Annotated in this window: 17 protein-coding genes and 1 pseudogene; 3 read left to right on the top strand and 15 right to left on the bottom strand. The window is 55.9% G+C overall.

Annotated elements, in window-relative coordinates; all coding sequences use genetic code 11:
- Positions 1–32: 32 nt before the first annotated feature.
- The 4 genes from FZZ88_RS02050 to ftsH are packed head-to-tail and all read right to left on the bottom strand — an operon-like array spanning position 33 to position 3,459.
- Entirely contained in the window at positions 33–257 is a 225-nt protein-coding gene (locus tag FZZ88_RS02050; protein WP_166016746.1) for a hypothetical protein, read from the bottom strand.
- A gap of 11 nt (positions 258–268) precedes the next feature.
- Entirely contained in the window at positions 269–553 is a 285-nt protein-coding gene (locus FZZ88_RS02045) for a hypothetical protein (RefSeq protein ID WP_166016747.1), read from the bottom strand.
- Positions 554–582: 29 nt separating this feature from the next.
- Positions 583–1,539, bottom strand: coding sequence for an ornithine carbamoyltransferase (gene argF / locus FZZ88_RS02040; RefSeq protein WP_166016748.1), 957 nt, complete (start codon positions 1,537–1,539; stop codon positions 583–585).
- 45 nt (positions 1,540–1,584) lie between these two features.
- The gene (gene ftsH, locus FZZ88_RS02035) at positions 1,585–3,459 is read right to left on the bottom strand and encodes an ATP-dependent zinc metalloprotease FtsH (RefSeq protein ID WP_166016749.1); all 1,875 of its coding nucleotides are present in this window, start codon (positions 3,457–3,459) and stop codon (positions 1,585–1,587) included.
- 84 nt (positions 3,460–3,543) lie between these two features.
- Between ftsH and FZZ88_RS02030 the strand changes: the two genes are divergently transcribed.
- Both FZZ88_RS02030 and FZZ88_RS02025 read left to right on the top strand, forming a co-directional pair.
- Complete coding sequence (locus tag FZZ88_RS02030) at positions 3,544–4,200, top strand: SOS response-associated peptidase (protein WP_166016750.1); 657 nt, start codon at positions 3,544–3,546, stop codon at positions 4,198–4,200.
- Positions 4,201–4,281: 81 nt separating this feature from the next.
- Positions 4,282–5,001: a potassium channel family protein gene (locus FZZ88_RS02025; RefSeq protein WP_370520001.1), complete on the top strand. Its 720-nt coding sequence runs from the start codon at positions 4,282–4,284 to the stop codon at positions 4,999–5,001.
- A 727-nt stretch (positions 5,002–5,728) separates the two neighbouring features.
- On the opposite strand, the gene FZZ88_RS02020 is transcribed toward FZZ88_RS02025, so the two are convergent.
- The 5 genes and pseudogenes from FZZ88_RS02020 to FZZ88_RS01995 all read right to left on the bottom strand — a co-directional run bounded on the left by FZZ88_RS02020 (position 5,729) and on the right by FZZ88_RS01995 (position 8,724).
- Positions 5,729–6,028, bottom strand: a complete 300-nt coding sequence (locus FZZ88_RS02020) for a DUF3303 domain-containing protein (protein WP_166016751.1) — start codon at positions 6,026–6,028, stop codon at positions 5,729–5,731.
- 120 nt (positions 6,029–6,148) lie between these two features.
- Positions 6,149–6,658 carry a hypothetical protein gene (locus FZZ88_RS02015; protein WP_166016752.1) on the bottom strand — a complete coding sequence of 170 codons (510 nt, stop codon included), beginning with the start codon at positions 6,656–6,658 and terminating at the stop codon, positions 6,149–6,151.
- A gap of 234 nt (positions 6,659–6,892) precedes the next feature.
- Positions 6,893–7,051 (bottom strand): annotated as a pseudogene (locus FZZ88_RS02010) (DUF3104 domain-containing protein); the annotation flags it as partial.
- 940 nt (positions 7,052–7,991) lie between these two features.
- Positions 7,992–8,192, bottom strand: a complete 201-nt coding sequence (locus FZZ88_RS02000; RefSeq protein ID WP_166016487.1) for a hypothetical protein — start codon at positions 8,190–8,192, stop codon at positions 7,992–7,994.
- Between the two features lie 331 nt (positions 8,193–8,523).
- Positions 8,524–8,724: a hypothetical protein gene (locus tag FZZ88_RS01995; RefSeq protein WP_115023659.1), complete on the bottom strand. Its 201-nt coding sequence runs from the start codon at positions 8,722–8,724 to the stop codon at positions 8,524–8,526.
- Between the two features lie 228 nt (positions 8,725–8,952).
- Between FZZ88_RS01995 and FZZ88_RS01990 the strand changes: the two genes are divergently transcribed.
- Positions 8,953–9,447 (top strand): DUF4912 domain-containing protein, encoded by a 495-nt coding sequence (locus FZZ88_RS01990; protein ID WP_166016755.1) that lies wholly within the window; start codon positions 8,953–8,955, stop codon positions 9,445–9,447.
- A 66-nt stretch (positions 9,448–9,513) separates the two neighbouring features.
- On the opposite strand, the gene FZZ88_RS01985 is transcribed toward FZZ88_RS01990, so the two are convergent.
- The 6 genes from FZZ88_RS01985 to FZZ88_RS01960 form a co-directional block, all read right to left on the bottom strand.
- Positions 9,514–9,777, bottom strand: a complete 264-nt coding sequence (locus FZZ88_RS01985) for a hypothetical protein (protein ID WP_226423634.1) — start codon at positions 9,775–9,777, stop codon at positions 9,514–9,516.
- Between the two features lie 333 nt (positions 9,778–10,110).
- Entirely contained in the window at positions 10,111–10,407 is a 297-nt protein-coding gene (locus FZZ88_RS01980; protein WP_166016937.1) for a hypothetical protein, read from the bottom strand.
- Between the two features lie 326 nt (positions 10,408–10,733).
- Complete coding sequence (locus FZZ88_RS01975) at positions 10,734–11,180, bottom strand: MAPEG family protein (RefSeq protein WP_166016756.1); 447 nt, start codon at positions 11,178–11,180, stop codon at positions 10,734–10,736.
- A 69-nt stretch (positions 11,181–11,249) separates the two neighbouring features.
- Positions 11,250–11,657: a hypothetical protein gene (locus tag FZZ88_RS01970; protein ID WP_206339085.1), complete on the bottom strand. Its 408-nt coding sequence runs from the start codon at positions 11,655–11,657 to the stop codon at positions 11,250–11,252.
- A 111-nt stretch (positions 11,658–11,768) separates the two neighbouring features.
- A complete protein-coding gene (gene ribD / locus FZZ88_RS01965) occupies positions 11,769–12,833 on the bottom strand; it encodes a bifunctional diaminohydroxyphosphoribosylaminopyrimidine deaminase/5-amino-6-(5-phosphoribosylamino)uracil reductase RibD (protein ID WP_166016938.1) in 1,065 nt (354 codons plus the stop codon).
- Positions 12,833–13,321 (bottom strand): DUF3122 domain-containing protein, encoded by a 489-nt coding sequence (locus FZZ88_RS01960; RefSeq protein WP_115092858.1) that lies wholly within the window; start codon positions 13,319–13,321, stop codon positions 12,833–12,835. Before FZZ88_RS01960 ends, ribD begins: the two co-directional genes overlap by 1 nt.
- Positions 13,322–13,379: the final 58 nt, after the last annotated feature.

The raw sequence follows: 13,379 nt of genomic DNA, 5'->3' as shown, positions 1-13,379 counted from the left end.
TCCCGACCCGGCTCCGCAACCGCTGGTTCAGGTCAGACCAGCTTCCACAAAGCAGATTCTGGGATGTTTGGCGCCACGTTGAGATCTTGGGGTTCCTTAAAGACAACGCGCCATTCAGGGACCCGACAGGTCACGTAACCGGGATGTTCAATTACCAAACCCGGTTGATCGGTTTGGGTCGCCACCCAGCCGGACATCCACTGCCCCTCTTCAGACAGGCCACCTTTGAACCAGACCCAACAACGTTCCTTGCGCATCACGAGGCTCTTCAGCGGTTTTTGTAGTTCTCAAGCTGTTGCGGGCACGCAGCCATCAGATAACCCATCAACTGACCCGTGATCCGGGCCCGCTCCTGCTCATTGGGAGAGGCGGGAATGTCCTCATAGCTCATCGACGTGTCTCGCTCAAATAACGCTTTGAGCTCAGGGTCTGGCAACGCATAAAAAGCATCCACGCCCATCTCGCAGATCTTCTCTCCTGTCCATCGGGCAATGGTGCTCTGCTGTTTTTTGCTGGTGGCCTGTACCGCTGAAGCCGCACTAGCCGTGAACATCAAGAGCAGCAAAAGACACCGCAACACCTTCAAAGACCTCCCATTAACACCGCCAAAAGAGCCTGTTGTGCATGCAGGCGGTTTTCCGCTTGATCGAAGATGCGGCTTGCCGTTCCCTCCATCACTTCGGCACTGATCTCCTCACCACGGTGGGCTGGCAGGCAGTGCAGAACGATCGCTTCCGAGGACGCCAGGTCCATCAAGGCTTGATCCACGCAGAAGCCTGCAAAGGCCTGCTCACGCTGCATCTGCTCAGCTTCCTGGCCCATCGAGGCCCAGACGTCGGTGTAAACGGCTTGGGCACCGGCTACAGCCTCGCGGGGATCGGTCACCACATCAATCGATGCCCCCTGCTGCGCCAAAGATCGGGCCTGTTCGAGAACACCCGGCAGAGGCTCGAAACCCTCCGGACAACCAATCCGCACATTCACTCCCAGCAGTGCACCGCACAGCATCAAGGAGTGGGCCACATTGTTCCCATCGCCCACATAGGCAAGGGTCTGCCCGGGAAGCGCTCCATGAGCTTCCTGCATGGTGAGGAAGTCAGCCAAAGCCTGGCAGGGATGCTCCAGATCGGTGAGGGCATTGATCACCGGCACCGTGGCCCAGTGGGCGTAGTCCACCAGTTCCTGCTGGGCGAAGGTTCGAATCGCCAACACGTCGCAGTAACGACTAAGCACCCTGGAGGTGTCCTCCAGGGGCTCCCCGCGGCCGAGCTGCGTCAAAGAAGGATTGAGGTCAACCGTTTGACCACCGAGGCGGGCCATGGCCACCTGAAAACTGACGCGGGTTCGGGTGGACGCCTTGCTGAAGATCAAACCCAGCACACGGTTGCCGAGATCGATCCGACGATCACCGCTCTTCAGTTGTGCAGCCAGATCCAGCAACGCCGCTGTTTCATTGGCGGAGAAGTCCGCCGATGACAGGAAATCACGGCCGTAGAGCGGAGAGAGGACAGCAGCAACACCCGCAGGAGCGGTAGCCATCGCAACGGTTCAAAGGACAGTTATCGGGGATGAGGCCCGCTGCCGTCAAGCGGTCACGCCTGAAGGCAGCACACTCGCCTCGAGCATGTGCTTAAGGTCATCCCCCTCAATGACCTCTTTTTCAAGGATCTTCTGAGCGATCGTTTCCAGCAACGCCATGTTCTCCCTCAGGATCGCCAGGGCATCGTCATGGGCCTGGTCCACGAGCCCGCGAACCTCCTTATCGATGGCCTGAGCAGTGGCGTCGCTCACGGAACGCCTCGGGTTGTTGCCACCCCCCAGGAAACGACCACCGCCCTGCTTGTCGTAGGCAAGCGGCCCAAGGGTGTCGCTCATGCCGTAGGTGCCCACCATCTGCTCAGCCAGATCAGTGGCTCGCTGCAGGTCATTGGCAGCCCCTGTGGTGATCTTGCCGAACACAATCTCCTCGGCGGAGCGACCTCCCAGCAGGGTGGCAATCTGACCCTGAAGTTCCTCCTTGGAATTGAGGAAGCGTTCCTCCGTCGGCAACTGCAAGGTGTAACCGAGAGCGCTCATACCGCGGGGCACGATCGAGATCTTGGCCACTTTGCTGCCACCTGGCATGAGATGACCCACGATCGCGTGGCCAACTTCGTGATAAGCGACCACCTTCTTTTCATCGTCCTGCAGGACGCGGCTCTTCTTCTCAAGCCCTGCCACGACACGCTCAATCGCCTCACCCAGATCTTGCTGCTCAACGCTGGTGCGCTGTGCCCGAGCTGCTAACAAAGCGGCTTCGTTGACCAGGTTGGCGAGATCAGCACCTGCAAAACCGCTGGTGGCTTGGGCCACGCTGTCGAGGTCAACGCCGGAGGCCAGCTTCACCTTCTTGGCATAGATCTCAAGGATGGTTTTCCGTCCAGACAGATCCGGACGATCCACCAGAACCTGACGGTCAAAACGACCTGGACGCAGCAAGGCTGCATCGAGCACCTCTGGCTGGTTGGTGGCAGCCAGCACGATCACCGGCTTGTCCTGAGCGGCGAAACCATCCATCTCGGTGAGCAGCTGGTTGAGGGTTTGCTCCCGTTCGTCATTGCCTCCGACGACACCCATGGAGCCCGAACGGCTCTTGCCGATGGCATCGAGTTCGTCAATAAAGATGATGCAGGGCGCCTTCTTCTTCGCTTCTTCAAAGAGGTCGCGCACCCGGGCGGCACCTGCACCAACGAAGAGCTCAACGAACTCCGAGCCGGAAATAATGAAGAACGGCACCTCCGCTTCACCGGCGACGGCCTTGGAGAGAAGGGTCTTGCCGGTGCCAGGGGGGCCGACGAGCAGCACACCCTTGGGAATACGGGCACCGATCTCTGTGTAGCGCTCAGGCCGCTTGAGAAAGTCGACGATCTCCGTAAGTTCTTGCTTCGCCTCATCAACGCCTGCAACGTCAGCGAAAGTGATTCGCGATTCTTCATCAGGCACATACACCTTGGCTTTGCTCTTGGTAAAGCTCAAAGCGCCCTGCGCCCCACCCCCCATTGAGCGACGGGCGAAGAACTGGAGCACCAGGATGAAGATCAGTGGAGGCACCACCCAGCTCAAGATGGTGGTGAAAATATTGGGCTTCTTCGGGGGTGCTGCAGCGAATTCAACGCCTTTGGTTTCCAGGCGCTGCGGCAAATCCATATCGAAGATCGGCGTCGTGGCCAGCACTGGAGGCGTGCCCTCCTCTGGATCACTGAGCTCGTAGCGAATCTGGTCCTGGGTAATGAACGCCCGCTTCACTGCACCGTCATTGACTTGGTCAATGAACAGCGAATAGGGCACCCGGGGCACCTGCTGCATGCCATTGCTGGGGATGAAGCTGCTGAGCAGCAACAACACACCGAAGCCAATCAGCACCAGGTTGATGATCCCGAAGCGACGGTTCGGCTGGTTGTCGTCCTGGCGGATCGGCATGGATGACCTGAAAGTCCAGACACGCTACGAGGGATCTCTTGCAATCAATGGGTGTGAGAACCGAACGGCACCTAGGTTCTGGCGATGTGCGGTCGCTATTGCCTCGAAACGCCTCGCGCTGAACTGCAGCGGGTGTTGAACAGCTGGCTTCGGCCGGACGACAGCGCATGGCTGGCCCACTACGCCCCCCGCGACTTGATCCGCCCCCAGGAGCCGGTGCTTGCCGTACGGCGTGAGCATGGCGAAGAGCGCCTCTCCCACATGCTTTGGGGTCTGCTGCCGGGCTGGGTCAAGGACCCGCTTCAGGCTCCACGACCGATCAATGCCCGCGCAGAAACCATTGCGGAAAAAGCCTCCTTCCGAGGTCCATGGCGTCATCACCGCTGCCTTCTTCCCAGCACGGGTTTTTTTGAGAAGGGGCATCTGATCCGTCGCAAAGACCGGCAGCTGTTCTGGCTGGCCGGCATCTGGGACAGATGGATTGGACCCGATGGCAGTGAAGTGGAGACGTGCTGCGTGATCACGACACGTCCGAACAGCATGTTGAAGCCGTTGCACGATCGGATGCCTGTGATCATTCCCGACGGGTTGGAAAGTATCTGGCTCGAACCTGGAGACGGGGCCCACCGTCGCGCCCTCGAGCCGATGCTCACGCCATCGCCACCTGACTCATGGGAATGCCTAACGCTGAAGCCAGCATCCAGCAAGCACAACCACCAGCAACTGTCCCTCCTGGACTGAACAGCGCTTGACAGCCGTCGCTTGCTGCCGACCCTGGGGGCAGCCGCAGTTGCCAAAGTGCTGGTGGGACTGGTTCAGCGAATCCTGCTGCGCGATGGCACGCAGCTGAAATTGCTGCTGCTCTGCACCCTGATCGCCACCGTTGGCTTCGCCTTTCCTCGCTTGGACTGGGCGACATACATCGGCTACACCCTGATTGCCTTACTGCTTACGCAGGTCATGGTGGGGAGCAGCAACGCTCCGGATTGGAGTGATGCTCTGTATCGCGGTCTGGGACTGTTCGCAGTTGCCACGATGTGGCTCTGGCTCCTCACACCCCTGGAGCTGATCTACAGCGGCATGCCGCTGGCCCTGAGCTGGAGCGTGCTGGTGGGCTGGAGCGTGATCCGCCTGGTGACACGCCTCGCCAGCACAAAACGCGTTACCGAAGCGCTGCTGATGGGCGCCACCGCGGGGTATCTGCACATCGGCCTCACCGCAGGGCTTGTGATGAGTGCCCTGGAGACCATCCAGCCCGGCAGCTTCGAACCCCTGGAACTGACCAATTTCAGCGATACCAGCGTTCTGGCCAGCGCCCGCATCTTTTCAGCGATCAACTACTTCGCCTTCGTCTGCCTCACCACCGTCGGTTTCGGAGACATCAGTCCGGTGCTGCCCCTCGCTCGAATGGTGAGTGTGGCCACGAGCGTCGCCGGACCGCTCTACCTCGCAGCAGTGATGGGCGTGCTGATCGGCCGCTACGCCAGCAGCCTCGAGCACAAGCTCGAAGACAAGGCAGTACAAGAAAAAACCCAGGTGTGAGCGTCGCCTGGGTCGTGCCTCGTTGCTTGGACCCTTCACTCATAAGACCGTTATTCGTATTGGATATGAGGCCCCGCTGAGAGTTTTCAACAGCGAGGGACGATGTGGGTCGCCGGATCAGTTGGAGGGTGGAACGCCCAACGTGATCGACGTTTGATGGTTGGCCATAGCTGATGACCCACATCATCCGTCCTTATGAGAAGTCAGTCGCAATCAGTGATTTGGGCGGACGAGAGACATTCCGTCGGTGTTGGAGGTTACAAGGATCACAGGTCTTCACGGGAGATTTTCTGAAATCGAAAAATGATCAAATGACGTGTTGCCGATCACGCTGCTTGCCCCCATATTTGCTCTGCGCGGACATGGGGAGTTCCTCCACACGCGACGGCCTCGGAAGAGCGATCCGAGAGCTGGCAGAACCCCTGTCTCCTGCGTGAGCGATCGCCGGAGACACTGTTCTGTGCAACGGAATTCCGAAGAAAGTTGGTGCGTTCGTAGAGAAACTAAGTAGCGCGGCGAACTTGCAATCACCGATGCCGCATCGCTCGGGAAGGACAGAGTTCTTCTCGCGGCCTCAGTAGCCTCCCTTCCTCAGGAGCCGTTAGGCCCTGGAGGGTGCTGCCTGGTTGCGTTAGCCCACTAGAGCAGGGCCAAAAACAAGGCATTGTTGAACTGGAACGCCCAACGTGATCGAGGTCTAATCAACGGGATTTTCGGTTGAAACAACTCAGCTGCTCATGCTTTCTTCGAGCTCGACATACTCCTCATCGCTGAGACCAGGAGTGATCGTCGCGGTAATGCCGAGACCCTTGGTCCAGGGGTATGTGTGCTTCTGGACTTTTACGAGGTTGTCGGCTTCTACCAAAAGACAGCCACCACCGAGGTGAGGGTGGATCTGACGTGCCAACACCTTGAAGCCCGCGTACTCATCCATGGGCTTTCCGCCTTTGATGTAGTCAACGATCGCCTGCGTGTACTTCTCGTTGGTGGGATCGGGGGCGCACCAATGGATCATGAAGCGGGCCATCCGAAAGCGCTCAAATTCCGCACGACTTTGGGACGCCAAGTACAAAAGCGATGTCGTGCTGGTTACCCCAATAGCGGTGTCGATCAGACCCTTGGAACGCCCAACGTGATCAACGTCTGATCACAACTGGTAACTGCAGGTTGCTTGCCACTGATCACGACCGCCATAACCGTCGTTTTCCAAGTAGGTCAAACGAACATCGACACCGTTGAATTTGTTGGCGACGTACAGGTGATCTACGAAGACATAGCTCCCTGGATCCCAGAGAGCAGCTTTGATTGCCTGCTCACAGCTTTGAACCAAGTCCTGACGCGAAGCAGCCTTCAACCTTTCAACAGGCTGCACATAAGACTTGAGCTCTTCGCATTTGAAATGGTCGTCTCCTGTGCCCGGTTCAGCCTTGTTGAGCTGGGCACGGGTCCAGTCGCACCTCTTGTAGTCAGAGATGATCCCTGAGCTCTTGAAATCAAAGTGGGCTTTGCCCTGCTTGTCGGTTACAGCCGAAGAAGCAGCGTCATTTCCAGCCGACTCTGTTGGGAGAAATGCGTCTGCTTGGCTGTAGTAGCCCCGAGCTCCTAGGCCACCCAGAGTGACAAGCAGAGCCGAGGGAATCCAGTAACGCCTTCTCATTCGCCAATTAAGGCCTAGGCCAAGGATGTCAGCGGTAGCGATTCAGACCCTTGGAACGATGTGGGTCAACCCAAAATGGTGATCCCGCTATCGCGCTCCTGACTGCTGGAGCTGGATTCGATTGGCTCGGATATTGGCTGACTCTTCCAAGAATCCAGCCAGTTGCGAAACGCTTTGATCAAGGCCATAGCTCACAAGAAAGCTGAGCCAATCAAAGCTTATGTATCTGCAACGTCAAAGCCTGGGAACGATGTGGGTCACCAGGTCAGCGTTGACCCAGTTAATGACGCCGGTATCGACATCAGCCACTTGGAACAACGTTGGAACATTGGGGTCTCTGGCACCACCATCGACCCAAATCACATCAGCCATGCGCCAAGCACCTTCCGTGTCAAGGTCGAAGGCTCTTAAGCCGTTGCTTTGACGACAAAAGCCATAACAAGAACTGCAATCGCAACGGTGCCACTGAAGTAAGCAACGTTCGTGTGAAGTCCTTTCATGCAGCCTCTGTGGGTTGTAAGAGTCTGCTGTTTTTTCTCTCGCCGATGGCTAAGGCTTAATGCCTAAATCCTCCTCAAAAAGGAAGGCCGCCCTTCCCGATGGAAAGACGGCCTAGCTCGCTCGTTTTTTCATGTTGAACCCTTGATTAGATCAGGAGTTGAGAGGCCAGCCCACCTACGACAGGAATGGGGTGACCTCTCCTATTGCTCGCTTCCGACACCCCCGCTTTCCCAAGACAGGGGCCATGCCGCATGCCATTACTGGCGAGAGGCGAAGTGTCGGGCTCTTCAAGCGTCTGGGGCCAAGGTTCCAGGTAGTGGACTCTCTGACTCTGGTGAGTGCCCCCCGACGAGACGGTGCCGGGATTTTGGGCAAGCCCGTGGATGGTGAGAAAACTTGTGATGCAGTGGCTTGAAAAGTCAGGCGACTTCTGCGTTTTGCTGCGGTGGAGTGTCGGCCGTCATGGGCTCCTCCGATCTCAATGCACACACTCTCGTCAGCGGTGCAATCTCTGGCAATCAGCTGTCGTGCTCATTGCCTTCTGAGGCTGATCCACCGATTGTGGGGATGGCGTGCCAAGCCCAGTTTCCGGTCAACACTGACGAGGCAAATACGTCGTCAGACTGCACGCCATGCCACGCATGGACGACGCCACAAATACAAATACCCCGACAGAGAAGCCGGTCGGCTGGGGATGCCTGGTGAGCCTTGTAGCCATCGTGCTGTCCCAGAACAATCCTTGAACAAAGACGGGAAGATTTATTGCTCCCAATCCTGTGCTGATGGTCTTGACAGGAATAACAAATCTTGCTCTCGCTATGGCGATAGCCAATTATTCGCAGCAGCCGCCTTGATGCAAGGGGATCACTGTTACGTCGTTGACGACATTTGAATCAATTAGTACCCGTACTTGTACGCCACCATTGGGTTCTTGGCCTAATTCCACAGCGAGGCCAACGAGTTCTTCACCGTCCGGTTGCGTGTAGCTCAACAGCTCAACCCGCGCAGGTTCTTTTGGAATGGACATCAGCATCTCTAAAAGCAGTTCAACGCTGATCTGACTCCCTGCATCGTCAGAAGGGAGTCAGTGGTGTCCAGCGCCCAATGGCTGTGGATCCATTGGATGGAGGTCTTGGGGACTCCAGAGCCAACATGAATGCTGCCAAGGGGACAGCACCGTACAAATGAGTCACTGACAGCGACCAAATGAGCTGCAGGAGAGTTGTGGCGCTCTTCACCACCAATCCAGTGACCATTGAAAAACCCCATCTTTCGACGGGGTGAAGCGTGAATGCAAAACGTGCATTCAACCCATTTCTCTTCCCCACTGGAATCAATGGAGCCAGCCAACTTGCTTACATCAGTCATACTTTCACCTCACGGAAGTTGGTTGAGTAAGGGAAGCGGTAGCCAAGCTCCATCTCCTCCAATTGTTCTTCAGCCAGATAAAGGCTGCGGGTGAAGAAGCACAAGTTCTCGCTATTACACACCAAAAACTTACCGTCGTCGATTCTTTGAATGGACGAACCTCGCGGGGTCTGAGCAATCAGATCTTCCGAAGCCATTGAACTTGCCAAGAAAGCCCCTTTGTCATGGCTTCAATCATCAAAGCCATGGCGTTACAACGCTCACAGTTCGAGAATTTTGCAGCCTATGGAGACCAGCCCCATACGTGCGAGGAAGAGAATTCTGCGAACCATTGGTAACAATAGATACTCAAGTTAAGCATTGAGAAGAATTTCTTAGTGGCACCAGTAAATGAGCTAAAAACAGTCTCACCAAAAATAGGCGACATGAAGTGGCTTCTCTCAAAGCTAGGGCTGTTAAGACAAGAAAAAAACACCCAAACCTTGAAGAGAGACCTCTCCTTTATTAAGGCCTCGACCAAGTCCAATACAATTAATTGCGAATGGGGCCTGAGGAAGCAGACGCAGCAATTAATAAGTCAGAACCAAGGCACGACGTTAATGATAAGAATTAGGGATGCATCAGGCGATGGAACTACTGCTAACAAATCCATTGAAATTGGACGTCATTCCACGCAAGCCCAGATCAACACCCCTTTTCCCCATGGCCTAATCCTTCTCGAGCTTGGCTACAAAACACCGGGAGGAGACTTCATTACCCTTGAATATACATTCCTAGACCTTGGACCTAAAAAATACACGACGCCAGAATTAACGAATTGGTTTACAAATGAATCAAAGAATATCCACCAAGAAATGTACGACTTAGCGACCCGAGGGGCAACACTTGGCGGATCCGAGCGAATACGAGTCGATCAGTAAACCACCGGCCAATAACCATGACCATGCGAAACCACGCCATGGCAACCGCGTGCAAGCGCTTGGGAGTCAGTCAGAACCAAACCCTTTCTTGGGGGCTTTGCTGATCTGAGGCTTAGGCTTATTACTTTTTGATATATCAAGTGCATTATCCTTGAATATCTTACCTTCAACCCAAACCGTTAACGCATAAACAAGGATGAGCGCTGGAACAAGAACTAGCCATTCGTTCTGAAATTCGTAAGGAATTTGTTTAACACCAAATACAGTTAGATACCCTGTAGCCAGCGTGAGAATGAGGCGTCGAATGGTGCCAGAGTTCAACTCTTTCAAGCCAGATCACTAATGCTACCAACTGGATCCAACTTCAGCATCTATCTATCTCTGATCTTATATTAATTTCATTTTCCGTGAATCAACTCGCCTAAACCCTGCACATTCTTGAAATGTCATCACTGAACTCAGTTCTGCCCACTTTTAATTGCGTAACCTTCTCCCAAGCAGGCATCACTTCTGCATTCATATGGCTTGAACTTGAAGTCACATTTTGAACCTTCACTCTTTTCACTTACTGACTTAGAAGCAAATCTTCCCCAAACGAGTTAGTTATTGAGGATCTTCCACTCCATTACTGGCTTGTGCTCAGCAAGCCGCGTCAAAAGCTTCTCAGTACTCTTCACGAGATTTTTTCACGGCTAAGCCGGCTTCAACCGCTGTTCCAGCCGCCAGAGCGATGAACCCAACCAGTCCAACCAATTGGTTTTGGATATCCTGAGCATCCTCTGCTCCTTGCCCAAGCACTGCCCCAAGCACGAACCAGGCAGTGGCCAGAGCAGATGTAATCCAGTAGGCCTTCCAGCGGCGCTGGTACAAGTACCCGGCGCCTAAACCCGGCACCACGTTCAAGGTGACGGCCACCCAGCCTGCGGATGCGGCGAGGATCTCTCTTTTGGTGGGTGCCATATCGACAGGTGTTTCCAAACATCTTTGCGGACTTCGACGCCTACCGTGCGTCGTGCGCTCTTAACCGGGAACGCGACCTGCTGCTGGAGATCTGGCGCGTGCGTACGGAAGAGCAACCGATGCTTCAGCTATGCGCACAGATCTGCGCACAAACTCCGAAAGATCAGCTGCAATAACTAGACAATAAGGCCGCTATGCCCAAAGCATTGAATGCTGGCAAACAAAACAAAAAGGAATCAACCTGAAACTCAGACAGTGGACTCACATACAAGACCCAGTCAAAAGACATCCACCTCAATCACCTCAAGAGCTATCAACATCGATCGCTACACAAGCGCTGCCAATCCCACGCCATAAAGAATTCCACTGCACAGCAGACCCAGGAGCCAAGCCACGGATCGAGCGATGGGCACATTGAAGAGATAGGCACTGATGTAAGCAACACGTAGCGCTGGATGCGCCAAAGCAACCGCAACGGTGATGGACGGAAGGGGTTGTCCGTTCAAAACAGCAACAACAGAAAGCAGTGCCGCAGGTGCATGGATCGTGAAGGCTTCAAAACTGTTTTGCTGTGCCCAACTAGCACGCTTTCCCCACGCCGGAAAGCGATCAAACATGGAGCGAAGAGCGGCCAGATCCTTGATTTCAAGCCTTGCGCTGAATCGAGCGATGTAGAGGAGGAGGATGCTGATCAGCAGCGTGGCGAACGACAGCACCAACGACCACAGATAAGGCGCGGCACTCGAAACAGTCGACTGCGACAAATCTGACATCAACATTCACAAATCAAGTCTTCTTCAATGTTAAAGACTTTAGGCTCAAAAGCAACTTAATTTGATGTCTCACGAAGGCTTGCGATAAACGCCGCCACGCAACACTCCTTTAACAATAATCCCATTAATATCTTCAATGGGATGATCTGGCCGAAAAGTTGCCCCACGAAGATATGCTTCTAGGTGCGCGAAGAAGGGCACGAACATTCCTCCTGCCGAATACCCCCAAGCACCAGCCAAATAAATCGTGGACTGTGCAAGCTTGGCAGTACATGCAGCAGCAGCAAGGATCAGTAAAACTCCCGACCCATAATCCTCAAGCATCGTTGTTGCATTGATCGCAAAGTAATCAAGGCCTCGACGCGCTGTTTCTCCAAGGATAAATATTGTTCCCATGGCGTAGGCCATGGCCTGAGTGCCCTTCATACATTCATCTAATTCAAATTTCATTCTGAGCGCTGATGCCGAATTATGCATGCAGATCACATTGCACAGCTGCATCGTTCGAGAACAATCCGATCTTTCCCTGAACTAGAGACCCAAAGTTGTTCATCACCTGAGAGGAAGACTCACTGAAGAGGAATGGATTCAGGAGCTGCTGCGCCAACGCAGCAACCAGTCCTGCCCAAGCGGCTCGCACTGGTGCCATCCCCCCTGAAGCACCTCATCCATGGCGCTGAAGTCAAGATCTCCCAGGGGGGTGCGGGCTGCTACGCCCCCCATCAGCTTCGGTGCCACCACCGCCGCAATCTCCTGCACACAGCCTTGTCGGATCGCCGCGGCCGCCAACTCGGGGCCGCATTCCCACAGCACCTGGTTAAAACCGCGCTGCGCCAGCGCCTCCATCAGCTGCAACGGATCACAGACCGAAAGCCCAAGACCTTCAAGGCCGGATGGCAGACGCTGGGGATCAGCATCAGGCCCGTGGGCCACCAGAGTCGGCGCCACCGCGGTGTCCCAGAGCTGCGCCTGATCCGGTAAATCCAAACTGCGGCTCAGGACCACCCGCAGCGGTTCCGGTGAACGTCTGCCACGGCTGGTGAGCAGCGGATCATCGGAGCGAACCGTGCCGCCCCCCACGATCACAGCATCCATGCCACTGCGCAGCTGATGCACCCAATCGCGGGCGGGTGGGCCGCTGATCCATTGGCTAGCGCCATTGGGCAAGGCGGTGCGGCCATCCAGGCTCATGGCCCACTTCAGAATCCCGAAAGGCCTGCCGGTACGAACGCGATGCAGGAAAGTCCTGTTCTGCTGCAGGGCCTCTTCGCGCAGCACTCCGCTGATCACCTCCAGGCCAGCCTCACGCAGCTGGCGAATCCCCCCCCCATCCACACGAGGGTCTGGATCCTCAAGAGCAACCACAACACGACGGATACCGGCTTGCACCACCGCCTCACTGCAGGGGGGAGTGCGGCCGTGATGACAGCAGGGTTCCAAGGTCACCACAAGGGTCCCTCCACGGGCCGCAGCGCCGGCTTGCAGCAGGGCACCCACCTCGGCATGGGCTTCACCAGCCCGCGCATGAAAGCCCTCCCCCACGAGACGCCCATCCCGGTCCAGAACCACAGCCCCCACCAGGGGATTGGGGCTGGTGTGACCTTGGGCAAGGGCAGCCAGGGCCAGCGCCCGCCGCATCCAGATCTCCCACATCAGCTGAGGGGAAGTTCCTGCAGCGAGCGCCATTCACCAACGACGTAAGGAGGTACGGGCAACTCGGTGAAGACTCCCGGCAACGCCAAGCGAAGCGGCCGGTTGTTGCTGAGATCGTTCAGCAAGGGATCGAGGGCAAATTCAGCCGCCGCCTCACGACCATCCGTGGCCAGCACCGGATTGGCCATGGTGATGTCATCCAGCAGCCATTCGCGCCGACCCGCCAGCACCTGAAGACCCACCGGGTGATCCAGACGCAATCTTCCGGGGTAGCCCACAACGCGCAATACAACTGGCTGACCGGGAGGCCCCTCGCGATAGGCCACCGCCTGCCAGCTGTCGTAATCGAGATCCCGCAGGCTCTCCAGAGAGCGCACCATGGCGACGCCGGTCTCACTCTCGTGTTGGTGAACCTGGGCCCAGGCCATCCCTGGCGTGAGCAATAACAGCCCTAGAGCGGCCATCAGACAACACAGGAGACGGCGCATACCTTAAAAATCAATCAGAGAATTCTCACAAGGAATCATCCCAAGAGGTGAGTTTGAC

This window comes from Synechococcus sp. PH41509, from assembly GCF_020514285.1.
GTDB lineage: Bacteria > Cyanobacteriota > Cyanobacteriia > PCC-6307 > Cyanobiaceae > Parasynechococcus.
Note: the sequence above shows the minus strand (reverse complement) of the source record. Positions and strands in the feature narration are given on the sequence as shown.